The sequence below is a fragment of the Rhodococcus sp. K11/5 genome (assembly GCF_055193735.1).
This window is the reverse complement of record NZ_CM143721.1, coordinates 2,771,291-2,793,306: the sequence shown is the minus strand read 5'-3', so window position 1 is coordinate 2,793,306 and position 22,016 is coordinate 2,771,291. Positions and strand designations below refer to the sequence as shown.

The 22,016-nt window shown below is 69.6% G+C and carries 20 protein-coding genes; 14 read left to right on the top strand and 6 right to left on the bottom strand.

All coding sequences use genetic code 11. The annotated features are described in order from the left end of the window. Positions 1-32 precede the first annotated feature (32 nt). Entirely contained in the window at positions 33-773 is a 741-nt protein-coding gene (locus ACY466_RS13170; RefSeq protein WP_463245812.1) for an acyltransferase, read from the top strand. Positions 774-793: 20 nt separating this feature from the next. Here ACY466_RS13170 and ACY466_RS13165 read toward each other — a convergent pair whose 3' ends face one another. Genes ACY466_RS13165 through ACY466_RS13155 form a run of 3 tightly spaced genes read right to left on the bottom strand, consistent with a single transcriptional unit; the run spans position 794 to position 4,352 of the window. Continuing rightward, a complete protein-coding gene (locus ACY466_RS13165) occupies positions 794-2,047 on the bottom strand; it encodes a glycosyltransferase family 4 protein (RefSeq protein WP_463245811.1) in 1,254 nt (417 codons plus the stop codon). Beyond that, on the bottom strand, positions 2,044-3,543 hold the full coding sequence (locus ACY466_RS13160; protein WP_463252283.1) for a 1,4-alpha-glucan branching protein domain-containing protein: 1,500 nt from the start codon (positions 3,541-3,543) through the stop codon (positions 2,044-2,046). The genes ACY466_RS13165 and ACY466_RS13160 overlap by 4 nt, the downstream gene beginning before the upstream one ends. A 29-nt stretch (positions 3,544-3,572) precedes the next feature. After that, positions 3,573-4,352: a class I SAM-dependent methyltransferase gene (locus ACY466_RS13155; RefSeq protein WP_463245810.1), complete on the bottom strand. Its 780-nt coding sequence runs from the start codon at positions 4,350-4,352 to the stop codon at positions 3,573-3,575. Between the two features lie 226 nt (positions 4,353-4,578). Here ACY466_RS13155 and ACY466_RS13150 point away from each other — a divergent pair, with 226 nt between their 5' ends. From ACY466_RS13150 to ligA, 8 genes are all read left to right on the top strand, one after another. Beyond that, positions 4,579-5,379 carry an electron transfer flavoprotein subunit beta/FixA family protein gene (locus tag ACY466_RS13150; RefSeq protein WP_463245809.1) on the top strand — a complete coding sequence of 267 codons (801 nt, stop codon included), beginning with the start codon at positions 4,579-4,581 and terminating at the stop codon, positions 5,377-5,379. Positions 5,380-5,436: 57 nt separating this feature from the next. After that, the gene (locus ACY466_RS13145; protein ID WP_463245808.1) at positions 5,437-6,393 is read left to right on the top strand and encodes an electron transfer flavoprotein subunit alpha/FixB family protein; all 957 of its coding nucleotides are present in this window, start codon (positions 5,437-5,439) and stop codon (positions 6,391-6,393) included. Positions 6,394-6,533: 140 nt separating this feature from the next. Further along, complete coding sequence (locus ACY466_RS13140) at positions 6,534-7,361, top strand: GNAT family N-acetyltransferase (RefSeq protein ID WP_463245807.1); 828 nt, start codon at positions 6,534-6,536, stop codon at positions 7,359-7,361. Then, positions 7,358-8,308, top strand: coding sequence for a lysophospholipid acyltransferase family protein (locus ACY466_RS13135; RefSeq protein ID WP_463245806.1), 951 nt, complete (start codon positions 7,358-7,360; stop codon positions 8,306-8,308). Before ACY466_RS13140 ends, ACY466_RS13135 begins: the two co-directional genes overlap by 4 nt. Positions 8,309-8,353: 45 nt before the next feature. Further along, positions 8,354-9,565, top strand: a complete 1,212-nt coding sequence (locus tag ACY466_RS13130; RefSeq protein WP_463245805.1) for a cysteine desulfurase family protein — start codon at positions 8,354-8,356, stop codon at positions 9,563-9,565. 6 nt (positions 9,566-9,571) lie between these two features. Continuing rightward, complete coding sequence (gene mnmA, locus ACY466_RS13125; protein WP_463245804.1) at positions 9,572-10,678, top strand: tRNA 2-thiouridine(34) synthase MnmA; 1,107 nt, start codon at positions 9,572-9,574, stop codon at positions 10,676-10,678. Continuing rightward, positions 10,675-11,703: a uroporphyrinogen decarboxylase/cobalamine-independent methonine synthase family protein gene (locus ACY466_RS13120; protein WP_463245803.1), complete on the top strand. Its 1,029-nt coding sequence runs from the start codon at positions 10,675-10,677 to the stop codon at positions 11,701-11,703. The genes mnmA and ACY466_RS13120 overlap by 4 nt, the downstream gene beginning before the upstream one ends. A gap of 44 nt (positions 11,704-11,747) precedes the next feature. Next, a complete protein-coding gene (gene ligA, locus ACY466_RS13115) occupies positions 11,748-13,904 on the top strand; it encodes an NAD-dependent DNA ligase LigA (RefSeq protein WP_463245802.1) in 2,157 nt (718 codons plus the stop codon). Here ligA and ACY466_RS13110 read toward each other — a convergent pair. Further along, positions 13,872-14,522: an ACT domain-containing protein gene (locus tag ACY466_RS13110; protein WP_463245801.1), complete on the bottom strand. Its 651-nt coding sequence runs from the start codon at positions 14,520-14,522 to the stop codon at positions 13,872-13,874. The two genes, ligA and ACY466_RS13110, sit on opposite strands and share 33 nt — an antisense overlap. Before the next feature lie 124 nt (positions 14,523-14,646). Between ACY466_RS13110 and gatC the strand changes: the two genes are divergently transcribed. From gatC to gatB, 4 genes are all read left to right on the top strand, one after another. After that, the gene (gatC, locus tag ACY466_RS13105) at positions 14,647-14,964 is read left to right on the top strand and encodes an Asp-tRNA(Asn)/Glu-tRNA(Gln) amidotransferase subunit GatC (RefSeq protein ID WP_463252282.1); all 318 of its coding nucleotides are present in this window, start codon (positions 14,647-14,649) and stop codon (positions 14,962-14,964) included. Further along, a complete protein-coding gene (gene gatA, locus ACY466_RS13100; protein ID WP_463245800.1) occupies positions 14,961-16,439 on the top strand; it encodes an Asp-tRNA(Asn)/Glu-tRNA(Gln) amidotransferase subunit GatA in 1,479 nt (492 codons plus the stop codon). Before gatC ends, gatA begins: the two co-directional genes overlap by 4 nt. An 80-nt stretch (positions 16,440-16,519) precedes the next feature. After that, the gene (locus tag ACY466_RS13095) at positions 16,520-17,551 is read left to right on the top strand and encodes a 6-phosphofructokinase (protein ID WP_463245799.1); all 1,032 of its coding nucleotides are present in this window, start codon (positions 16,520-16,522) and stop codon (positions 17,549-17,551) included. 22 nt (positions 17,552-17,573) lie between these two features. Then, a complete protein-coding gene (gatB, locus tag ACY466_RS13090; RefSeq protein WP_463245798.1) occupies positions 17,574-19,079 on the top strand; it encodes an Asp-tRNA(Asn)/Glu-tRNA(Gln) amidotransferase subunit GatB in 1,506 nt (501 codons plus the stop codon). 46 nt (positions 19,080-19,125) lie between these two features. Here gatB and ACY466_RS13085 read toward each other — a convergent pair whose 3' ends face one another. After that, positions 19,126-20,301: a PQQ-dependent sugar dehydrogenase gene (locus ACY466_RS13085; RefSeq protein ID WP_463245797.1), complete on the bottom strand. Its 1,176-nt coding sequence runs from the start codon at positions 20,299-20,301 to the stop codon at positions 19,126-19,128. Positions 20,302-20,369: 68 nt separating this feature from the next. Here ACY466_RS13085 and ACY466_RS13080 point away from each other — a divergent pair, with 68 nt between their 5' ends. Beyond that, a complete protein-coding gene (locus ACY466_RS13080; protein ID WP_463245796.1) occupies positions 20,370-21,269 on the top strand; it encodes a DoxX family protein in 900 nt (299 codons plus the stop codon). 15 nt (positions 21,270-21,284) lie between these two features. Here the strand turns inward: ACY466_RS13080 and ACY466_RS13075 are convergent, their stop codons facing one another. Further along, the gene (locus ACY466_RS13075) at positions 21,285-21,824 is read right to left on the bottom strand and encodes a PH domain-containing protein (RefSeq protein ID WP_463245795.1); all 540 of its coding nucleotides are present in this window, start codon (positions 21,822-21,824) and stop codon (positions 21,285-21,287) included. Positions 21,825-22,016 lie beyond the last annotated feature (192 nt).

Below are 22,016 nucleotides of genomic sequence, written 5' to 3'. Positions count from 1 at the left end.
CGGCGCGCAGGTGGTGTCGTAGGGTGCCGGTCATGACGAGTATGTGGAACGCCCCCCTGCGCACGCGCTGGCGCGGGTCCCGTCGTCGCGACTCCGATCAGGCCCGCTTCCTGACCGTCGCCTCCGTGAAGTGGGTCCTCGAGCACAAGGCCTACACACCGTGGTACCTGGTCCGGTACTACCGCCTCGCGAAGTTCAAGGCGGCAAATCCGCACGTGATCCTGCGAGGCATGGTGTTCCTGGGCAAGAACGTCGAGATCCACGCGACGCCGGAACTCGCGCGGCTCGAGATCGGTCGCTGGGTCCACATCGGCGACGGCAACGCCATTCGCTGCCACGAGGGTTCGCTGCGGATCGGCGACAAGGTGGTCTTCGGCAAGGACAACGTCGTCAACTGTTATCTCGACATCGAGATCGGGGCGTCGACCCTGGTGGCCGACTGGTGCTACATCTGCGACTTCGACCACCGCACCGAGGACGTGACGATGCCCATCAAGGATCAGGGCATCGTCAAATCCCCGGTCCGGATCGGCCCGGACACCTGGATCGCCGCCAAGGTGACGGTCTTGCGCGAGACGGCGGTCGGGCGCGGATGTGTTCTCGGTGCCCATGCCGTGGTGAAGGGAATCGTGCCGGACTACGGCATCGCCGTCGGTGCGCCCGCACGCGTGGTGCGCAATCGCAAGGCGGACTGGGAGGCCGGAGCGCAGGATCGCGCCGCGTACGTCGCCGCGTTGGAGGACATCGCGCGCAAGAAGGAGGGCGGTGCCTGAGGCGCTGCGTACGGGGTGAGCTACGTCGAATCCCGTTCGGGCAGCGGGCGTTCGATCACCTCCGGGCGACCCAACGGGCTGCGTACCCGACGTTTGGCGCCGGCGTAGACCCGAGCGGTCTCGGCGGCGACGGTGTCCCAGGAGAAGTCGGCGGTCAGCCGCGCTGCGGCCGTCTCGGCGCGGTGGGCCGCGGATCGTGGATCGTCGAGTACCGACCGCACGGCGGCGGTCAACGCTGCGACATCGCCGGGAGGGAACGACGTGCCCGTCACCCCGTCGACGACGGCTTCACCGAGACCGCCTGCAGTGGAGGCGATCACGGGTGTTCCGGCGGCGGCGGCCTCGAGCGCGACGATGCCGAACGGTTCGTAGCGGCTGGGGAGCACGAGTGCGTCGGCGGCGTGCAGCCGGCCGAGAACCCCCTCGTGATCGAGCGATCCGAGAAAGTCCACCGAGCGCAGGATCCGATGGGTGCGCGCGAGATCCGTCAGCCACGCCAGCTGGGTGCCGTCACCGACGACGGTGAGTCGAGTTCCGGGGTGGCTCCGGCGAATTCGGGGTAGGGCGGCGAGCAGATCCTGTAACCCCTTCTCGTACTCGAGCCGTCCGACGAACAGCAGCGTGGCAGGTCCGCTCCGGTCCGGGCGGGCTCGAAACGACCACCGGGTCGTGTCGATCCCGTTGCGGATCACCGTGACCGGTGCGGGCAGGGGTCCGAACAGCCGCGTCACCTCGTCGTCCATCGCCGCGGAACAGGCGATGAGGCAGTCGGATTCGTTCGCCAGCCACCATTCGATCGAATGGACCTGCCGGTTGACGCGCCCGGACACCCAACCGCTGTGTCGCCCGGCCTCGGTGGCGTGGATGGTTCCGACCAGCGGGACGTCGTAGAACTCGGCGAGGGTGATGGCCGGATGGGCGACCAGCCAGTCGTGAGCGTGGACCACGTCCGGTGTCCAGCCCTGGCCGACACCGGGTTTCGAGAGTGCGAGACCCGCCCGCACCATCGCGTGTCCCATGGCCAGGGTCCACTCGAGCATGTCGACGCCGAAGGTGAAGTGTGCGGGGTCCTCGGCCACGGCGACCACCAGTACGCCCTCCGAGACGAAGGACGTCCCGGGATGCGACACGGCGTCGGTGCCGGTGGGGCGACGGCACAGCACCACGACCTCGTGGCCGGCCCGGGCGAGTTCGACGGCGAGATGATGGACGTGTCGACCGAGTCCGCCCACCACGACGGGTGGGTACTCCCAGGACACGAGCAGCACTCTCACGGCAGAGACTCCGCGGTGAGGCGTCGGGCGTCGAGATCGGGGAACAGGTTGTCCGCGCGGTTCCACCCGGCGGCGAGGCGTCCCGCGCGGGCCTCGTCTCCGCCGATGCGGGCGGCGGCGATCTCCCGGACGGCGTGTGCGTGCCGGTGCGCTCGTTCTCGCGCGTACTGCGCGGCCGAATCCTTGGTCACCATGAACGCCCAGTCGCTGGAGGTGGTCAGCAGCGCTTCGCGGATCAGCTGGTCGTCGATTCGGTTGCGTCCGAATCGATCCGGTGACGCGTCGATCGCGCGCAGTGCGGTCGACGTGACGTCGGCGTTCAGATCGACGAGATCCCGCACGCCCTCCCCGGTCCACACCCGCCAGTCCTTCCCCGAACCCCACGACGTGTCGGTGAGGTGGACCGCGTCGCCGACGTAGCCGCGATCGACGGCGTCGCTCAGGGTGCCGATGTCGATGCCGGCCTCGGGAAGGGCGCGCAGCAGCGCCGCGAGCCACTGCGGGCCCTCGTGCCACCAGTGCCCGAACAGCTCGGTGTCGAAGGCGGCCACCACGAGTGCGGGTTTGCCGATGCGTTCGTGCTCGGCCCGCAACCGGGCCCGCACCACCTCGACGAAGTCGTCGACGTGCGCGGCGACGGCCGCGTCCGCCAGGGAGGGGTCGTAGGGCGCCTTGTCGGGACCGTCGACGTGTCGGCCGGTGACCCGAGCGGGCTTGAGGCCGGTGGAGTGGTCGTAGGTGTGGAAGTCCCGGTACGCGGCGTGACCGGGGTATCCGGACTTCGGTGACCACACGCGGTAGCTCACCGGCAGATCGCGGCCGAAGGCGATGACGTCGGACTCTCCGACGGGCCGTCCCGATGCGGTGTCGCCGTGCAGGGCCGGACCGTCCACCAGGAAATGACCGACCCCGGCGTCGGCGTAGTCGGACTCCATACCGGGCGTGAAGGCGCATTCCGGCGCCCAGATTCCGCGGGGAGCACGTCCCCATCGCCGCACGGCGTCGGCGCGTCCCTCGCGCAGCGAGAATCGGCGCAGCCGCGGATCGAGGAGCGGTTGGAACGGGTGCATCGACGGTCCGCCGAGCAGCTCCACGGTTCCGGCGTCGGCGAGGGACCGCAGCACGGGGGAGCCGCCGTGGCGCCATCGAGATTCGAAGTCGGCCAGTGCGCCGCGGGCGCCGCGGTATTCGCGCGCTCCGAGTTCGCGGCGGGACGGGTCGGACGATCCGGCCGCTTCACGAGCGCGCAGCTCCCAGTTGCCGAGCCAATGGTGCATGCCGTCGAGGCAGTGCGGATCGTCGAGCTGAGCGGCCAGCACCGGGGTCACCCCGAGGGTCAGCAGGCCGGTCCGACCCTCGTCCGCGAGAGCCCGGAGTTCGCGCACCAGGGGGAGATACGACCCGCTCCAGGACTGGTACAGCCACTCCTCGCCGACCGGCCACCGTCCGTGGTGGGCCAACCAGGGCAGGTGAGAGTGCAGAACCAGGGCGAACATGCCCGGTTCGGCGGTGGATGCGACGGGGCTCACGCCTGCGCCGCGGCCTTCGTGGCGACGACCACCAGATCCAGGCTGGCGTCGAGGTCGCCGCCCCGGATGTCGAAGTCGGCCGCCGAGACGGCGGCGACGTCGCGGGTGAGTTGCTCCGGCCAGGGTTCCCCGGCCAACGCGCGGTCGATCTGCGCGTCGATGAACGAACCGCCGTAGGTGCGGTCGAGAGCGGCCAGCCGGTCGCCGTGATGAACACCCACGAAGGAGTCGACGCGGAAACCGGTGCTGTGCATCAGGTCTCGCATCTCACCCGGAGCGAGTTCACGGGTGTGGAACGGGTTCAGGGGGGTGTCCCGGCCGGGTGAGAACGTGAGTCGATTCGGCGTGCTCACGATCAGTCGGCCCTGCGGTGCCAGCACGCGGTGGCACTCGCGAAGGAACTGCTCCTGATCCCACAGGTGCTCGATGACCTGGAGGTTGACGATCACCTCGACGGCGTCGGTTCGGAAGGGAAGCGTCGCCAGGTTGCCGCGCAGCATGTCCACCTTCGGGTAACGCCTACGGACGTGTTCGGCAGCGCCACGGTCGTAGTCGAGTCCCACGACGCGACCGCCGGCGGCGGCGATGATGTCCGCGCCGTAGCCCTCGCCGGATCCGGCTTCGAGAACGGTCTTTCCGAAGCACTGCGCAGCGAACTCGCGGTAGACCACCTCGTGTCGGCGGAACCAGTAGTTCTCCTCGGCGATACCGGGCACGGTGCGCTCGCCGGTGAGCGGAAGCGAGTCCTCCGGTGGGGTGTCCGTGACGTCGTTCATCCGGGCGACACTAGTGGTTCCCGGGGTCGGAACCTGGATCGGTGCGCTCCGAATCGGTGCAATTCGACACTTCTCGGGGTAAGTTACCGACTGGTAACTAGACATGGGGTAACGTCCGTTGTACGTCGGGAAAACGTCTCTACCACCCGCGCCGAACAACTACAGACCCGCAGCACTCGAGTCGCGCGGAGCGCTCGAGACTCACACAGGAGGTCGACGAAGTCTCATGACGAACCTTGTCGTTCTGATCAAGCAGGTTCCCGATACATGGTCCGAGCGCAAGCTCTCGGACGGCGACTACACGCTGGACCGGGAAGCTGCCGATGCCGTGCTCGACGAGATCAACGAGCGCGCCGTCGAGGAAGCGCTTCTGATCAAGGAGCGCGAAGGCGGCGAGGTGAAGGTTCTGTCCGCAGGCCCGGACCGCGCCACCGAAGCCATCCGCAAGGCCCTGTCCATGGGCGCCGACAGCGCCGTGCACGTCAACGATCCGGCCATGCACGGATCCGACGCCATCCAGACCGCGTGGGCACTCGCCGCGGCCCTGGGTCAGGTGGAGTTCGAGAACGGCGAAGCCGCCGATCTGGTCATCGCCGGCAACGAGGCCACCGACGGCCGCATCGGCGCCGTCCCGGCCATCATCGCCGAGTACCTGGGCATCCCGCAGCTCACGCAGATGCGCAAGCTCGTCATCTCCGACGGCAAGATCTCCGGCGAGCGCGAGACCGACGAGGGCGTGTTCGGCCTCGAGGCCAGCCTGCCCGCGATCGTCAGCGTCACCGAGAAGATCAACGAGCCGCGCTTCCCGTCCTTCAAGGGCATCATGGCCGCGAAGAAGAAGACCGTGCAGGTCCTCACCCTCGCGGACATCGGCGTCGACCCCGAGACCGTGGGCGTCGACAACGCCGGCACCACCGTCACCACGGTGACGCCGAAGCCGCCGAAGACGGCCGGCGAGCGCGTCACGGACGAGGGCGAGGGCGGCACCAAGGTCGCCGAGTTCCTCGTCGGTCAGAAGATCATCTAGTCCCGTCGTTTCGCCGCATCCGCGACCACGACACACCATCAGCACAGGAGAAGCACCATGGCAGAGGTACTCGTACTCGTCGAGCACTCCGACGGGACGCTCAAGAAGGTCACCAGCGAACTGATCACGGCCGCGCGCACCCTCGGTGAGCCCTCCGCGGTCGTCACCGGGGCCCCCGGCACCACCGACACCATCGCCGACGCATTGACCGAGGCCGGCGCCGCGAAGATCTACGTCGCCGAGTCCGACGACATCGACGGCTTCCTCGTGACACCCAAGGTCGACGTCCTCGGGGCGCTCGCCGAGCAGGTCTCGCCCGCCGCGATCATCACCTCGGGTGGTATCGAGGGCAAGGAGGTCGCCGGTCGTCTGGCCGCGCGTCTGGGATCCGGACTGCACCAGGACGTCGTCAGCATCAATGCCGACGCGTCCGCCACGTACTCCATCTTCGGTGGCGCGTTCACCGTCGAGGCCCGAACCAACGGCGAGCTGCCGATCATCTCGGTGCGCCCGGGAGCGATCGAGGCGGAGCCGCAGGCCGGCGCCGGCGAGCGCGTCGTCGTCGAGGTGCCCGCCCAGGAGGAATCCGCCGTGAAGGTCATCTCGCGTGACCCGATCGTCGGCGGCGACCGTCCGGAACTGACGGAAGCCTCCGTCGTGGTCTCCGGTGGTCGAGGCGTGGGCAGCGCGGACAAGTTCTCCGTGGTCGAAGAGCTCGCGGACTCGCTCGGTGCCGCGGTCGGCGCGTCGCGTGCGGCCGTCGACTCGGGCTACTACCCGGGTCAGTTCCAGGTGGGTCAGACCGGCAAGACGGTCTCGCCCCAGCTCTACGTCGCACTCGGTATCTCCGGCGCCATCCAGCACCGGGCCGGCATGCAGACCTCGAAGACGATCGTCGCCGTCAACAAGGACGAGGAAGCGCCGATCTTCGAGATCGCCGACTTCGGCGTCGTGGGTGACCTCTTCAACGTCACCCCGCAGCTGGCGGAAGCAGTGAAGAAGCGCAAGGGCTGATCCCTTCCGGCGTGGACGACGCCCCGTTGCCTCTCGGCAGCGGGGCGTCGTCGCGTCCGTAGCCCGAGATTCACTCGATCGACACCGACGCGGCGCCGAGGTGTGGCTCCGCGGACGCACGGGCTCGATAGACCTGCACCATGACAACTCCGGTCATGTCCTCGTTGCCCGCGTTCAAAGTCTCCGACAACACCGTGCTGGTCTCGGACCGGCACTATTCCCTGATTCTCGGCTCGACGCCCACCCACATCGACATCGCGCAACGGCTCCGCGCCCTCGTCTTCGGGGAGGAGGCCGGTTTCGACACCGCCGCCTTCGTCGACGGGGTCGACCGGGATCGTTTCGACCGGTTCTGCGAGCACCTGTTGGTGATCGAGAACGCGACCGGACGGCCCGTGGGGTGCTACCGCATGCTGACCCCCTCGGGCGCCGAACGCGCCGGCGGGTACTACACGGCCACCGAATTCGACATCGCCGAGCTGGCCGCGTTCGAGCGCCGCACCGTGGAGATGGGCCGTGCCTGTGTGCGACTGGGTCACCGTTCGGGCTCGGTCCTGGGGCTCATGTGGTCCGGAATTCTCCGCTATCTCGATCTCCGCGGCTACGACCGTGTCATGGGGTGCGTCTCGGTTCCGATGGACCTCGGCGACGGGGTGCCCGTCGGAGCGCACGTGCGTGGTGTGCGTGACCTCGTGGAGCGTCGGCACCGATCCGACGTGCGGGCGTACCCACTCCGTCCGGTCGTGGTGGACGGGACGGCTCTGAGCGGCATCGCCGCGCCGGCGCGGGTGTCGGTGCCACCGCTGCTCCGGGGATACCTCCGCATGGGCGCGTCCATCTGCGGCGATCCGGCGCACGACCCGGACTTCGGGGTGGCCGACTTCGTGGCCCTCCTGTCGATGGAGGACGCCAACGTGCGGTACCTCGACCGGCTTCGCTCGGCGGCTGCCGGAATCGACGCGTCGTGACGGTCTCGACGGTCGGTGCGGCCGCGCTGGACCCCGTCCCGCTGGATGCGGTCGCGCTCGACCCGGTCACCGCTCCGGAGGTCACGCGCGCCCACCACGCCTGGATGCCGCACAGCCCGTGCGGCGCCGGATGCATCGCGTCGGAATCTCCGGCCGTGCGCGCCTGGCGAGTGGTACTGCGGTGGGCGGCGATCGTCCTGGTTCTCGCGGTGGTGCCCGTGCTGCTCGCCGCACGCTGTCTGCCGGCGTCGGCGCGCCGGACAGCGGCGCGAGGAGGTGCCCGCAGTGTGCTGCGCGCCATGGGAATTCGGTTGCGAGCCAGTGGATTCGATGCGAGTTCGCCACGCGACGGGGTGGGCACGCTGGTGGTGGCCAACCACGTGTCCTGGACCGACATCCTGGTCATCGCCTCGGTGCTGCCCTGCCGCTTCGTCGCTCGGGCGGACCTCGTCGATTGGCCGGTCCTCGGAGTGCTCGCGCGCATCGTGCGCGTCGTGCCCGTCGACCGGGCAAGCCTGCGGTCTCTGCCGGGTTCCATCGACGAGGTGTCCGACGCGCTGCGTGCGGGGGAGACCGTCGTGGTCTTTCCGGAGGGAACCACGTGGTGCGGCACTGCCTACGGCCGGTTCCGGCCGGCCTTCTTCCAGGCGGCGGTGGACGTCGGCGCCGACGTGCAGCCGCTCGAGATCGTCTACCGCGACTGCTCCGATGAACGCAGCACGGCGACGGCGTTCGTCGGCGACGAGAGCATCGGAACCTCGATGTCGCGCATCCTGCGGCTGTCCGGCATCCGGGTCGACGTCCGCGCGGGGGAGCGCCTGGTCGGAGCCGGGGACCGGCGCGAGCTCGCGGCGGCGGCGGAACGCAGCGTGCGACCGATCGAGAACGCTGTGACCGGTGTCCCACCGATGACGCTGGTGCGGGACAGGCAGCCCCGCAGCCGGTGAGCGACGACGGTGTCCGACGCCGGACCGGCTATCCTCGGACACGTCATGTCGCTCCGCACCCGCGCCGTTCCGGTCTATCTCGACCACGCAGCCACCACCCCGATGGTCCCCGAGGCCATCGAGGCGATGACCGCCGTCCACGGAACCGTGGGTAACGCCTCGTCGCTCCACGGATCGGGGCGCACGGCCCGGCGTCGAATCGAGGAATCACGCGAGAGCATCGCGGCCGCGCTCGGTGCCCGCCCGTCCGAGGTGATCTTCACCTCCGGTGGCACGGAAAGCGACAACCTCGCCGTCAAGGGCATCTACTGTGCCCGACGGTCCGCCGACCCCGCCCGCGTCCGCATCGTCGCCGGCGCCGCGGAGCACCACGCGGTGCTCGACGCCGTCGAGTGGCTCGAGGCTCGTGAAGGTGCGTCGGTGACGTGGTTGCCGGTCGACGCGCAGGGCGTGGTGCACACCGCCGCGCTCCGGGCCGAGCTCGAGGAACACGCGGACGAGATCGCCCTGATCACGATCATGTGGGCCAACAACGAGGTCGGCAGCATCATGCCCATCGGTGAGTTGGCGGACACCGCGCGGGAGTTCGGCATTCCGATGCACAGCGACGCCGTGCAGGTGGCGGGAACCGGTGTCGTGGACTTCGGTGCGAGCGGACTGTCGGCGCTGTCCGTCGCCGCGCACAAGTTCGGCGGTCCGCACGGCGTCGGGGCGCTGTTGTTGGGCCGGTCGGTGGCCTGCGAGCCGATGCTGCACGGCGGTGGTCAGGAACGAGACGTGCGTTCGGGTACACCGGACACCGCGGGAGCGGTGGGAATGGCCGTCGCCCTCGAGATCGCGACGAAGAATCGGCCCGAGCTCGAGCCGCGATTGCGGTCCCTGCAGGACAGACTGATGCGCGGCATCGTCGAGTCGATCCCCGACGCGACGGTGAACGGACCGGTCGGGTCCGAGCGTCTGCCCGGCAACGTGCACGTGTCCTTCCGCGGCTGCGAGGGTGATTCGCTGCTGATGCTTCTCGACGCCGCCGGCGTGGAGTGCTCCACCGGTTCCGCGTGCACCGCCGGAGTTGCCCGGGCGAGCCACGTGCTCCTCGCGATGGGCCTGGATCCCGATCACGCCCGCGGGTCGTTGCGATTCTCTCTCGGCCACACGAGCACCGACGCCGACGTCGACGCGGTGCTCGAGGTACTTCCACAGGTCGTCGAGCGTGCGCGAGCCGCCGGCATGGCCTCCACCACGAGTTCGGAAAGGTAGGAGAAGATGCGAGTTCTGGCTGCGATGAGTGGCGGTGTCGACTCCGCCGTCGCGGCGGCACGCGCCGTCGATGCCGGCCACGACGTGGTCGGCGTCCACCTCGCCCTGTCCACCGCGCCGGGCGCGTTGCGGACGGGGTCACGGGGATGTTGCTCCAAGGAGGACGCGGGTGACGCTCGGCGTGCGGCCGACGTCCTCGGAATCCCGTTCTACGTCTGGGATTTCGCGGATCGCTTCAAGGAGGACGTGATCGACGATTTCGTCGCCTCCTACGCTGCGGGCGAGACACCGAATCCCTGCCTGCGCTGCAACGAGAAGATCAAGTTCGCGGCGCTCGCGGACCGAGCCGAGGCCCTGGGGTTCGACGCGGTGGCAACCGGCCACTACGCGCGCCTCGAGGACGGTGTGCTGCGCCGTGCGGTCGACGCGGACAAGGACCAGTCGTACGTGCTCGGTGTGCTCACCGCCCGGCAGCTGTCCCGAGCTCTGTTCCCCATCGGTGACACCCCCAAGGCGCAGGTGCGCACAGAAGCCGCCGACCGGGGGCTCGCGGTCGCGGACAAGCCGGACAGTCACGACATCTGCTTCATCCCGTCGGGTGACACCCGCGCGTTTCTCGGCGCTCGTATCGGGGTGCGGCCGGGCAGCGTCGTCGACGCGGACACCGGTGACGTTCTCGCCGGCCACGACGGCGTGCACGGGTTCACCGTCGGTCAGCGCAAGGGACTGGGCGTCGAGGGTCCGGCCGTGGACGGCAAGCCCCGGTACGTGACGTCGATCGAACCCGAGACCGGCACGGTCCGCGTCGGGTCCGCCGCTCGGCTGGATGTGCACTCGATCACCGCGTCGGCACCCGTCTGGACCTCCGGGCAGGCGCCCGACGGCCCCGTCGACTGCGTCGCGCAGGTGCGCGCCCACGGCGGTCTCGCCGAGGCGACGGCGGAGAGCGTGGGCGGGGAGCTCGTGATCTCGCTGCACAGGCCGCTCACCGGCGTCGCGCGCGGACAGGCCGCCGTGATCTACCGCCCGGACCCGGACGGCGACATCGTCGTGGGCAGCGGAACCATCTCCGGTACCTCGTCCGCCGCGGCCCTCTCGTCCACGGGTTCGTGAGCGACGACGCCGGCGCAGCGTTCGCGGGGCTCGCCACCGGCATCGGTTCGTGGCCGGGCACCGACATCGCGGAGGCGGTCGGCATCGTCGTCGGAGAACTGACGCGACTGCCCCACGTCGTCGAACTGCCCGCGCGCGGACTCGGTGCGGACATGATCGGGCGCACCGGAGCCATGCTGGTCGACATCGAACTCGACGCCGCGACCAGTGGTTACCGCGTCAGTGCACGTCGGAGCGCCACGGGCCGCCTCGCCGCGGACCATCTCTCCCGCGACCTCGACGTGCTCGAGGAGGAGTGGGAGGTGCGAGGGCTCCGCGGCGCCGGGCACTCGGTCAAGGTGCAGGCCGCCGGACCCTTCACCCTGGCGGCGGAGGTCGAGCTGGCCACCGGGCACCGTGCGTTGACCGACCGCGGGGCCGTCCGCGACCTCGCGGAATCGCTGGCGGAGGGCCTCGCCGTCCACGCGGCCGAGGTGTCGCGCAGGCTCGGCGCCGAGGTGGTGGTCCAACTCGACGAACCTCGGATCGCGGCGGTCCTCGGTGGGCGGGTGCAGGGCGTGACCAGCTTAGATCGGATTCCTGCGATTCCGGCCCCGGAGGTGACCGACCTGCTCTCTCGTGTCGTCGACCGGCTGGATCTCCCGGTGATGATCCACACGTGCGATCGCGACGTACCCTTCGAGGTCTTCGGCCGGAGCGGGGCGGCGGCCGTGGCCTTCGACCTGTCGCTGCTGCCCGTGTCTCGTTACGACGCGCTGGGGGAGTTCGTAGAGGCCGGGGGCGTCCCGGTCCTGGGCCTCGTGGCCGGATCGGGGACCGGTTCGCCGCCGCCGTGGCGGGAGGGCGCCCGCGCCGCGGCGGAGCTGATCGACCGACTGGGTTTCGCGCGCCGGCTGCTGCGCGACCGGGTCTCGGTGGCACCGCGGTGCGGCTTCGCGGAGGCATCGCCGCGGTGGGCTCGCGAGGCGTCGACCGTGGTGCAGGACGTGCGTCGCGCGCTCGACGACGATCCCGACGGCGTCTGACGAGCGAGGACGGCCTGTCGGAGCCCTCCGATAGTGTTCTCGGCGTGGACGAGAACCAGGTCGAGGTCGCCGCGGCGTCACCGGACGAGAAGCAACAGTGGACCGAGTTGGCCGAGGAAGTGCGCGGTCACCAGTTTCGGTACTACGTCCGTGACGCTCCGATCATCTCCGACGGCGAGTTCGATGCGTTGCTTCGTCGGCTCGAGGCCCTGGAGACCGAACATCCGGACCTACGGACGCCGGATTCGCCGACGCAGTTGGTGGGCGGCGGGTTCGAGACGGACTTCACCGCGGTCGACCACCTCGAGCGAATGTTGTCCCTGGACAACGTGTTCGACGAGGAGGAACTGCGCACCTGGGTGCGCCGGGTCGAGGTCGAAGCGGGGGAGAACCTCCACTACCTGTGCGAGGTGAAGATCGACGGGGTCGCGTTGAACCTCGTCTACGAGAACGGACGCCTGGTGCGCGCCGCCACCCGCGGCGACGGGCGCACCGGTGAGGACGTCACGCTCAACGCCCGCACCATCGACGACATCCCCGAGGTCCTCACCGGCACAGACGAATTCCCGGTTCCCACTCTGCTCGAGGTCCGCGGCGAGGTCTTCTTCCGCCTGACGGATTTCCAGGCGCTCAACGCGTCCCTGGTGGAGCAGGGCAAGGCCCCGTTCGCCAATCCGCGCAACTCCGCGGCCGGTTCGTTGCGCCAGAAGAATCCGGCGGTCACCTCACGGCGCCGGCTCGGCATGATCTGCCACGGATTCGGGCGTCTCGAGGGCTTCGAGCCGACCACCCAATCCGTCGCGTACGACGCGTTGGCCGCCTGGGGGCTGCCGGTGTCGACGCACAGCGCCGTCGTGCGCGGGGTCGACGCCGTCGTCGAGCGAGTCCGGCACTGGGGTGAGAACCGGCACTCCGTGGAGCACGAGATCGACGGCCTCGTGGTCAAGGTCGACGACATGGGCGCGCACCGTCGGCTGGGCTCGACCTCACGGGCTCCGCGCTGGGCCATCGCCTACAAGTATCCGCCGGAGGAGGCCACCACCACGCTGCTCGACATCCGCGTGAACGTCGGCCGCACCGGACGGGTCACCCCCTTCGCGTTCATGGAACCGGTGCTCGTGGCGGGATCGACGGTGTCGCTGGCGACGCTGCACAACGCCTCCGAGGTGGTGCGCAAGGGCGTGCTGATCGGCGACACCGTCGTCATTCGCAAAGCGGGAGAGGTCATTCCGGAAGTTCTCGGTCCCGTCGTCGATGCCCGCACGGGCAGCGAGCGCGAGTTCGTGATGCCCACCGAGTGCCCGGAGTGCGGCACCACGCTCGCGCCCAGCAAGGAGGGGGACGCGGACATCCGCTGCCCCAACACCCAGTACTGCCCGGCGCAGTTGCGCGAGCGGGTGTTCCACGTGGCGGGCCGCGGTGCATTCGACATCGAGGCGCTGGGTTACGAGGCGGCGACGGCGCTGCTGAGCGCCGGGGTCGTCTCGGACGAGGGCGATCTGTTCGATCTGACGGCCGATCACCTCACCGCCACGGATCTGTTCCGCACCAAGGCCGGTGCGCTGTCGGCCAACGGACGGCGGTTGTTGGAGAACCTGCACAAGGCGAAGAACCAGCCGCTGTGGCGGGTGCTCGTGGGGTTGTCCATCCGGCACGTCGGGCCCACCGCGGCGCGGGCACTGGCTGCGAGGTTCGGCAGTCTCGAGGCCATCCGCGCCGCGTCGGAGTCGGAACTGGCGGCAGCGGACGGTGTCGGTCCCACCATCGCGACCGCCGTCACGGAATGGTTCGCCGTCGAGTGGCACCGCGCCATCGTCGACAAGTGGGCCGCCGCCGGGGTGCGCATGGAGGACGAGCGGGACGAGAGCATCACGCGCACCCTGGAGGGCATGTCCATCGTGGTCACGGGGTCGCTCGCGACGTTCACCCGCGACGACGCCAAGGAAGCCATCCTGGCGCGGGGAGGCAAGGCGGCGGGATCGGTGTCGAAGAAGACCGCGTTCGTCGTCGTCGGGGAGGCGCCCGGATCCAAGCACGACAAGGCCCTCGAACTCGGGGTTCCGGTGCTGGACGAGGACGGATTCAGGACCCTTCTCGCGGACGGCCCCGACGCGGTGCGGCCGCCCGAGACGCCCGAGGCCGAGGGCGCGCCCGAAGCCCCGGAGACGTCAGCCCAGGACGGTGGCGACGATGCCGGCTAGGTAGCCCAGGCGCGCGATCTCCGACGGCCGGAAATCCGGTCCCCCGGGCCGCCCCAGGACCAGAACGGCGTCGGTGGAGCCGAGCGGAGCCGCAGCGAGGGTGGTGTTCATCGTCTTCCACGAGTCGGGAACCCACTCCGCGTCCGCGTCGAGTGCCGCGGGCGCGGTGAGCGGCATCCACGGCATGTCGTCGGCGAGGGTCTCGGGGGCCCCGGAACTGCCCACGATCACGGTGGGGCCACCGTCGCCCATGCCCACGACGGTGCTCCACCCCACGCGCAGTACGCGGGGAGCGCCGTCCACCAACACCTGCAGCCGGTCGTCGTGCGCGGTGGCGACCCGGTCGATCAGCTCCAGTTCGCGGTGGGTGTCCAGGATTCCGGCGTAGGGCCGAATCGATTCCACTCGCACACCGTCGAGGGATTCGGCCGCGGTGATCAACGCGTCGGGCAGGGCACCCGGAGCCAGCTCGACGACCAGATCGTCCATGGCGTATCCGTCGCCGCGCTCGACGACGTCGAGCGAGAGGATGTCGGCGCCGACGGTCCCCAGGGCGACCGCGAGGGACCCGAGACTGCCGGGGCGGTCCGGCAACTGAACACGCAACAGATACGACACGCGGACATCCTCGCACCGACCGCGACGGACATCGAGTTGCAGACACGAGGCGCCGGGGAGCGATCCCGTCGTCACGAACTAGGCTGACGGCCATGTCGTACGCATCGAAAGGGGCATGACGGACATGCCCGAATCTCGTGACCAGCCCGCCATCTCCCGTGACGAGGTCGCTCACCTCGCTCGACTCTCGCGGCTCGCACTCACCGATGCCGAACTCGACGAGTTCGCCGGCCAGCTCGATTCGATCCTGAGCCACGTCCAGGCCGTGTCCGAGGTGTCGGTCGACGACGTGCCGGCCACGGCCAACCCGCTGTCGGTGACCAACGTCACCCGTCCGGACGAGGTCGTCGAGGGTCTCACACCCGACGCCGCTCTCGCCGGCGCACCGTCCGCCGAACAGGATCGGTTCGCCGTTCCCCGCATCCTGGGAGACTCCGAGTGACCGACCTCGTCCACAGCACCGCGGCCGATCTGGCCGATCTGATCCGCACGCGTGAGGTCTCGGCCGCCGAGGTCACCCGCGCTCACCTCGACCGCATCGCCGAGGTCGACGGCACGCTGCACGCGTTCCTGCACGTGGCGTCCACCGACGCGATGGCGGCCGCCGACGCCGTCGACCGATCCCTCGACGCGGGGGAGCAGCCCGCGTCGCCGTTGGCCGGGGTTCCGCTCGCTCTCAAGGACGTCTTCACCACCACGGACATGCCGACCACGGCCGGTTCGAAGATGCTCGAGGGCTGGGTCTCGCCCTACGACGCGACGGTCACCGCACGGTTGCGCGCGGCGGGAATCCCGTTGCTGGGCAAGACGAACATGGACGAGTTCGCGATGGGCTCGTCCACCGAGAACAGTGCCTACGGCCCGACGCTCAACCCGTGGGACACCACTCGGGTCCCCGGCGGATCCGGCGGCGGTTCGGCGGCGGCGCTCGCGTCGTTCCAGGCGCCGCTGGCCATCGGAACCGACACCGGCGGATCCATCCGCCAACCCGCTGCCGTCACCGGCACCGTCGGGTGCAAGCCGACGTACGGCGCCGTGTCCCGGTACGGACTGATCGCGTGTGCGTCGTCCTTGGACCAGGGCGGGCCCTGCGGCCGAACGGTTCTCGACACGGCGTTGCTGCACCAGGTCATCGCCGGACACGATCGTCGCGATTCGACGTCGGTCGACGCCGCCGTCCCCGATGTCGTCGCCGCGGCCAAGGCCGGCGCGGGCGGTGACCTTCGGGGCGTGCGGGTCGGCGTGGTGAAGGAACTGCATTCCGACGCCTACCAGCCGGGTGTGATCTCGTCGTTCGACGCCGCCGTGGAGGTTCTCACCTCTCTCGGCGCGGAGGTTGTCGAGGTCTCGTGCCCCAACTTCGACCACGCTCTGGCGGCGTACTACCTGATCCTGCCGTCCGAGGTGTCGTCCAATCTCGCCCGCTTCGACGCCATGCGGTACGGGCTGCGCGTGGGCGACGACGGCACCCACAGTGCCGAGCAGGTCATGGCGATGACGCGGGCAGCGGGCTTCGGTCCGGAAGTCAAGCGCCGCATCATGATCGGGACGTACGCGCTGTCCGCGGGGTACTACGACGCGTACTACGGGCAGGCTCTGAAGATTCGCACGCTCATCGCGCGCGACTTCGATCGTGCCTACGAGAAGGTCGATGTGCTGGTCTCGCCGACCACGCCGTCGACGGCGTTCCCGCTCGGCGAGAAGGTCGACGACCCGATCGCGATGTACCTCTACGACCTGTGCACCCTGCCGACCAACCTCGCCGGGCACCCGGCCATGTCCGTGCCCTCGGGACTCGCGGACGGTCTGCCCGTCGGTCTGCAGATCATGGCACCGGCCATGGCGGACGACCGGCTGTACCGGGTCGGCGCCGCGTACGAGGCCGCTCGGGGAGCCTTCCCGCACGCGTCCATCTGACACCGGCCGCGGCACGTCTCGGCGCGCGCCGCGGCCCGAGTGCCTAGATTCGACATGCACGACCGACACGGAGGTCCTTGATGACGAAAATCGGCATCCTCACCAGCGGTGGGGATTGTCCCGGCCTCAACGCGGTCATCCGTGGCGCGGTCCTCAAGGGGTCCGCCGTCTACGGGCAGGAGTTCGTGGGGTTCCTCGGCGGCTGGCGCGGCCTCGTCGAGGGCGACGTGATCCCGCTCGACCGCAGCCGCGTCCGCGGACTGTCCCACCAGGGCGGAACCATTCTGGGAACCAGCCGCGTCGGCCCGTACCAGGAACCGAACGGCGGAGCCGAGAACGTTCAGCGCGTACTCGATTCGCTCGGGGTCGACGGTGTCATCGCGATCGGCGGAGAAGGAACGGCGAGCGCCTCGAAACGCCTGTACGAGGACGGCATCAACATCGTCGGCGTTCCCAAGACCATCGACAACGATCTGGACGCGACCGACTACACCTTCGGTTTCGACACCGCCGTCGAGATCGCCACCGAGGCCATCGATCGTCTGCGTACCACCGGTAATTCGCACGATCGGTGCATGGTGCTCGAGGTGATGGGCCGCCACGCGGGGTGGATCGCGCTGCACTCGGGAATCGCGGGCGGCGCACACGCCATCCTCATTCCGGAGCAGCCCGAGAGCATCGATCAGATCTGTGCGTGGGCGGTCAGCGTCCGTGACCGTGGTCGCTCGCCGATGGTCGTCGTCGCGGAGGGGTTCACTCTGCCGGACATGGCCGAACCGCACTCGACGAAGGGCCTCGACGGATTCGACCGTCCCCGGCTCGGGGGAATCGGCGAGCGGCTCGCGCCGATGATCGAGAAGCGCACCGGAATCGAAACGCGGGCAACGGTTCTCGGTCACATCCAGCGCGGCGGTGTGCCCACCGCGTTCGATCGCGTGCTGGCCACCCGGCTCGGCATGGCCATCGTCGACCTCGTCGCCGAGGGCGGCTGGGGAAAGATGGTCGCGCTGCACGGCACCGACATCGCCCACGTCCACTTCGACGAGGCTCTCGCCAATCACAAGACCGTTCCGGAGGAGCGGTACCAGGAGATGCGTGTCATCTTCGGCTGACGTACGGCGGTAAAGTATGCGCATGACTGCTGCCACCGTCGAGATGATGGATTACGACGAGGTGATCGCGCGCTTCGATCCCGTACTGGGGATGGAGGTCCACGTCGAGCTCGGAACCGCCACCAAGATGTTCTGTGGGTGTCCCACCGAATTCGGCGGCGAACCCAACACACAGGTCTGCCCGGTCTGCCTGGGTCTGCCCGGAGCACTGCCGGTGGTGAACGCTGCGGCCGTCGAGTCGGCGATCCGCATCGGGTTGGCTCTGAACTGTTCCATCACTCCGTGGGGCCGGTTCGCGCGCAAGAACTACTTCTACCCGGATCAGCCCAAGAACTACCAGATCTCGCAGTACGACGAACCCATCGCGACCGAGGGATACCTCGACGTGGTGCTCGACGACGGCACGACCTGGCGCGTGGAGATCGAGCGCGCGCACATGGAGGAGGACACCGGGAAGTCCCTGCACGTCGGTGGGGCCACGGGTCGGATCGACGGCGCGAGCCATTCGCTGCTCGACTACAACCGGGCCGGCGTGCCGTTGGTGGAGATCGTCACCAAGACCATCTCCGGTGCCGGCGAACGGGCGCCCGAGGTGGCGCGGGCCTACGTGACCGCGTTGCGGGAACTGCTCGAGGGACTCGGAGTCTCCGACGTCCGGATGGACCAGGGCTCGCTGCGCTGCGACGCCAACGTGTCTCTGATGGAGAAGGGTGCGTCGGAGTTCGGCACCCGCACCGAGACCAAGAACGTCAACTCGCTCAAGAGCGTCGAGGTGGCCGTTCGGTACGAGATGCGCAGGCAGGCTGCGATTCTCGCGGACGGCGGTGAGATCGTCCAGGAGACTCGGCACTTCCAGGAGGCGGACGGGACGACCAATCCCGGTCGCAAGAAGGAGACCGCCGAGGACTACCGCTACTTCCCGGAACCCGACCTCGAGCCCGTGGCGCCGGACGCGGCGTGGATCGAGGAGCTGCGAGCCACGATTCCCGAGGCGCCGTGGTTGGTTCGGGCGCGCATCCAGAAGGAGTGGGGTTGGTCCGACGCCGTCATGCGTGACGTGGTCAACGCCGGCGCGCTGCGTTCGATCACCGCGACGGTCGACGCCGGTGCCTCCGCCGACGCGGCCCGCAGCTGGTGGGTGGCGTATCTCGCCCAGCAGGCCAACACCCGATCGGTGGCACTCGAGGACCTGCCGATCACCCCGGCGCAGGTGGCTCGAGTCGCCGCGCTCGTGGCGGACCGCACTCTGACCAACGCCAACGCACGCAAGGTCGTGGACGGGGTGCTCGCCGGTGAGGGCGAACCCGACGCGGTGATCGACGCACGCGGACTGGCTGTGCAGCAGGATGATTCGGCCCTCGAAGCCGCCGTCGCCGACGCGCTGGCCGCCAATCCCTCGGTGGCCGACAAGATTCGCGGCGGCAAGGTGCAGGCTGCGGGCGCCATCGTCGGTGCGGTCATGAAAGCGACCAAGGGACAGGCGGATCCGGCCAGGGTCAAGGAACTGGTCATCGCCGCCTGCAGTTAGGTCCGGGCCGCGGCCGGCGCCCTACCGGGCAGAAGCCGGGCGCGGCTCAGTCGCTCCCGCCGCCGCCAGAGGGAACCGGAATGATCACGACGCGGTCGTCGGTCGGCGAGGGTGCACCGCCGTCCTTGTTGACGGTGCTCACCCAGACCTGTCCCTCCGCACCGGCGGCTGCGCCGCGCAGGCTCCCGTACTGGTTCTGCGCGGTCAGCGTCGGGGGAGAGGGGACGGCGCCGGTCTGCGGATCGATCGGCACGCTTGCGAGAGCACGCGCGTCGTCCATCGATATCGACACCGAACCGGGTCCGACGGCGCATCCGCCCACGCCCGGTCGATCGGGCCAGGTCCACACGCCGGCCACCACGGCGCCCTCGGGGGTGATGCGCGAGAGTCGATCCTCGGTCGCCGTGGCGTCGGTGACCCAGGTGTTCCCGTCGGGCGAGGTGCACACGTCCCCGGCCCGCCCGATACCGCTCATGAGCACCCGCGGAGCGGGTGAGGTGTCCGCGGCCGTACCGCCGAGGCCGAGAACCTTGCCCGCGAGGGACGACGGGTCGGCTGCGTTCGTCGGCTCGCCGGCGTCTCCGGTGATCACTCGGAGTTCGTTCGGTCCCGAGAAGTCCAGTGCGCCGGAGTTGCCGTTCGCGCCGCGCGGGATGCCGGTCAGCACGTTCTTCGGGACATCGCCCGCGGCGATCCGGACGACCCGGTTGTCGGACGGCGTCGTGATGTAGGCGTAGAGCAGTCGGTCCTCGGCGTAGGTGGGGGAGAGCGCGATGTCGAGCAGGCCCCCGGTGCCGCTGCCGTCCACCGGGATCGTGGCGAATTCGCTCGGGGGAACGCCGGGCGCGACGCGGTAGACCGTGCCGGTGCGGCGTTCGGCGACGAACGCGTCGGCTCCGCCGGGTAGAACGACCAGTCCGCCCAAGGTGTCGAGACAGGTCGCCACCACGTTGGGGTCCGGATCGTCGCACGGGCCCAGCGATTCCGGTGCCGGTGGCTCCGTGGGCTCGGCCGAATCCGATCCTGGCTCTCCGGGTTCGACGGGGGCGATGTCGGCGGCCTCGAAGCTGGGCTCGGGCGCGAACGGCGTGGACGCGGAATCGTCGAAACGTGCGCACCCCGCAGTGAGCAGGGCACCGGTCATCAGCAGCGCGAGCGCCGCCGTCGGGCGTCGCCGGCGTGAACCGCGCCCGGACCCTGCTGCCTGATCACCGACCGTCATGAGTCCCCACGGTACGGGTCCGGCGAGGCAGCCCGGAAAAACGCGGGCCGAGACCTACTCTGATCTGCGTGAGTGACAAGTCCCGAGACCCAGACGGCGCCGGCGCGCCCTACGAGCCCGCGTCGAGCCCGTACGACCAGCCCACCGAGCGCATCGGATCCACCGCCGGGTCGTCGTCGATGCCGCGCACGGACGACGATCTGGACGGCTCGTCCGGCGTGCACCCGACGGAACAGATTCCGACCTATCGAGGTGCCGACAGCACCGACGACGCGCGCACCGCCGGGTATGCGAACGTTCCCGATCAGTCCACCCGGGCGTTCTCGACGTCCGAGGTCGGTCCCGCGGGCGCCGGGATGGCCGGGGGCACGGCCGGAGCCGGGATGGCTACGGGTGCCGTGGCCACCGACGATCCGTCCGTGCGCCGGGAAGTCGTCGAGACCAAGGAGAGGCGCGGATCCCTCGATCTGGGTCTGTTGATCCTGCGGGTCTCCGTGGGCGCGATCATCCTGGTGCACGGTCTCCAGAAGTTGACCGGTTGGTTCGACGGCCCCGGTTTGTCCGGGTTCGAGGAGACGGTGGCCGGAGCCGGATACGACCAGGCGCGGCTGCTCTCCGTCTTCGGTGCCATCGGCGAGGTCGCGGGTGGCGCCCTGCTGATTCTCGGCCTGGCCACACCGCTGGCGGGCGCCGCCGTGGTCGCCGTGATGATCAACGCCTGGCTGGTGCGTCAGGTCGCGGAGCCGGGGCTGCAGTTCTTCGCACCCGACGGCGTGGAGTACGAGACGCTGCTGGTACTGGCCGCCGCGGCGATCGTGCTGACCGGACCGGGTCGGATCGCGATCGACGGCGGACGCGGCTGGGCGCGTCGGCCGTTCATCGGGTCGTTCCTGGCTCTTGCTCTGGGTATCGGCGGCGCGGTGGCCATCTGGATCCTGCTCAACGGAGCCGATCCGTTCGTCATGTGATCTCGCGACGCGTGATCACTTCGGCGGGGTCGGGTCCGACGCAACGGACTCGGCGCCGCCGTCGGACTCCGGCTCGTCGGTCGGCTCCGATTCGGTCGGTTCCGGCTCGGCCGGCTCTGTTTCGGCAGGCGGGGGCGTGGGATCGGGAACGGCGCCGTTGCTCGCGCGCGAGAGTTTCGGCAGATCGTCGATGGTGATCGCGGGTAGCGGGACCTGCGAGCCGTCCGCCAGGGTTGCCCGAGCCCATCGCAATCGAGGAAAGCTCAACCCCGTGACGTCGGCCCACGCGACGGTGCGGATCTGCACCATCGACCGGGCCCGGAGGGTGTCCGGGGTCACGGTGGTCCGCAGCCGGAGCACGGCGTAGGCCGCGAGCACCGGGAAGATCAGCGTCCAACCGAACAGCGCCGGGTTCCCGGCGACGGGGAAGGTGGCCCCGAAGAGGAACAGAACCACGCCGGCGAGGGCGAGGACGGGAATCCGGAACACGGTCGACGGCGGCGGCTCCGAGCCGGGGCCCGCGGAATCGGACGGTCCGGTGTGGGAGACTGTCACCGGTGGTTCGGACTGCTGTGAAGACGACACCCCTCTATCTTCGCACTGCGCACGTGCCGCGCTGCACCCACGAGTGCAGCGCACACGCCATCCCACATAATGGGATCTGTTGTTCGGTAAGTTTGACTGGCACTGCTTCACGCGCCTAACGTCACGCGTATGAAGCACCATGAGCTCGTAATCGGCAGGCGC

What these genes read in the sequence shown, in the direction of transcription:
- ACY466_RS13155 (WP_463245810.1), bottom strand. Translation starts at nt 4,352, where the DNA reads ATGAACGACGTCACGGACACCCCACCGGAGGACTCGCTTCCGCTCACC.
- gatC (WP_463252282.1), top strand. Translation starts at nt 14,647, where the DNA reads ATGCCCGAATCTCGTGACCAGCCCGCCATCTCCCGTGACGAGGTCGCT.
- gatB (WP_463245798.1), top strand. Translation starts at nt 17,574, where the DNA reads ATGACTGCTGCCACCGTCGAGATGATGGATTACGACGAGGTGATCGCG.
- ACY466_RS13085 (WP_463245797.1), bottom strand. Translation starts at nt 20,301, where the DNA reads ATGACGGTCGGTGATCAGGCAGCAGGGTCCGGGCGCGGTTCACGCCGG.
- ACY466_RS13130 (WP_463245805.1), top strand. Translation starts at nt 8,354, where the DNA reads ATGTCGCTCCGCACCCGCGCCGTTCCGGTCTATCTCGACCACGCAGCC.
- ACY466_RS13140 (WP_463245807.1), top strand. Translation starts at nt 6,534, where the DNA reads ATGACAACTCCGGTCATGTCCTCGTTGCCCGCGTTCAAAGTCTCCGAC.
- ACY466_RS13145 (WP_463245808.1), top strand. Translation starts at nt 5,437, where the DNA reads ATGGCAGAGGTACTCGTACTCGTCGAGCACTCCGACGGGACGCTCAAG.
- ACY466_RS13150 (WP_463245809.1), top strand. Translation starts at nt 4,579, where the DNA reads ATGACGAACCTTGTCGTTCTGATCAAGCAGGTTCCCGATACATGGTCC.
- mnmA (WP_463245804.1), top strand. Translation starts at nt 9,572, where the DNA reads ATGCGAGTTCTGGCTGCGATGAGTGGCGGTGTCGACTCCGCCGTCGCG.
- ACY466_RS13160 (WP_463252283.1), bottom strand. Translation starts at nt 3,543, where the DNA reads ATGTTCGCCCTGGTTCTGCACTCTCACCTGCCCTGGTTGGCCCACCAC.
- ACY466_RS13170 (WP_463245812.1), top strand. Translation starts at nt 33, where the DNA reads ATGACGAGTATGTGGAACGCCCCCCTGCGCACGCGCTGGCGCGGGTCC.
- ACY466_RS13095 (WP_463245799.1), top strand. Translation starts at nt 16,520, where the DNA reads ATGACGAAAATCGGCATCCTCACCAGCGGTGGGGATTGTCCCGGCCTC.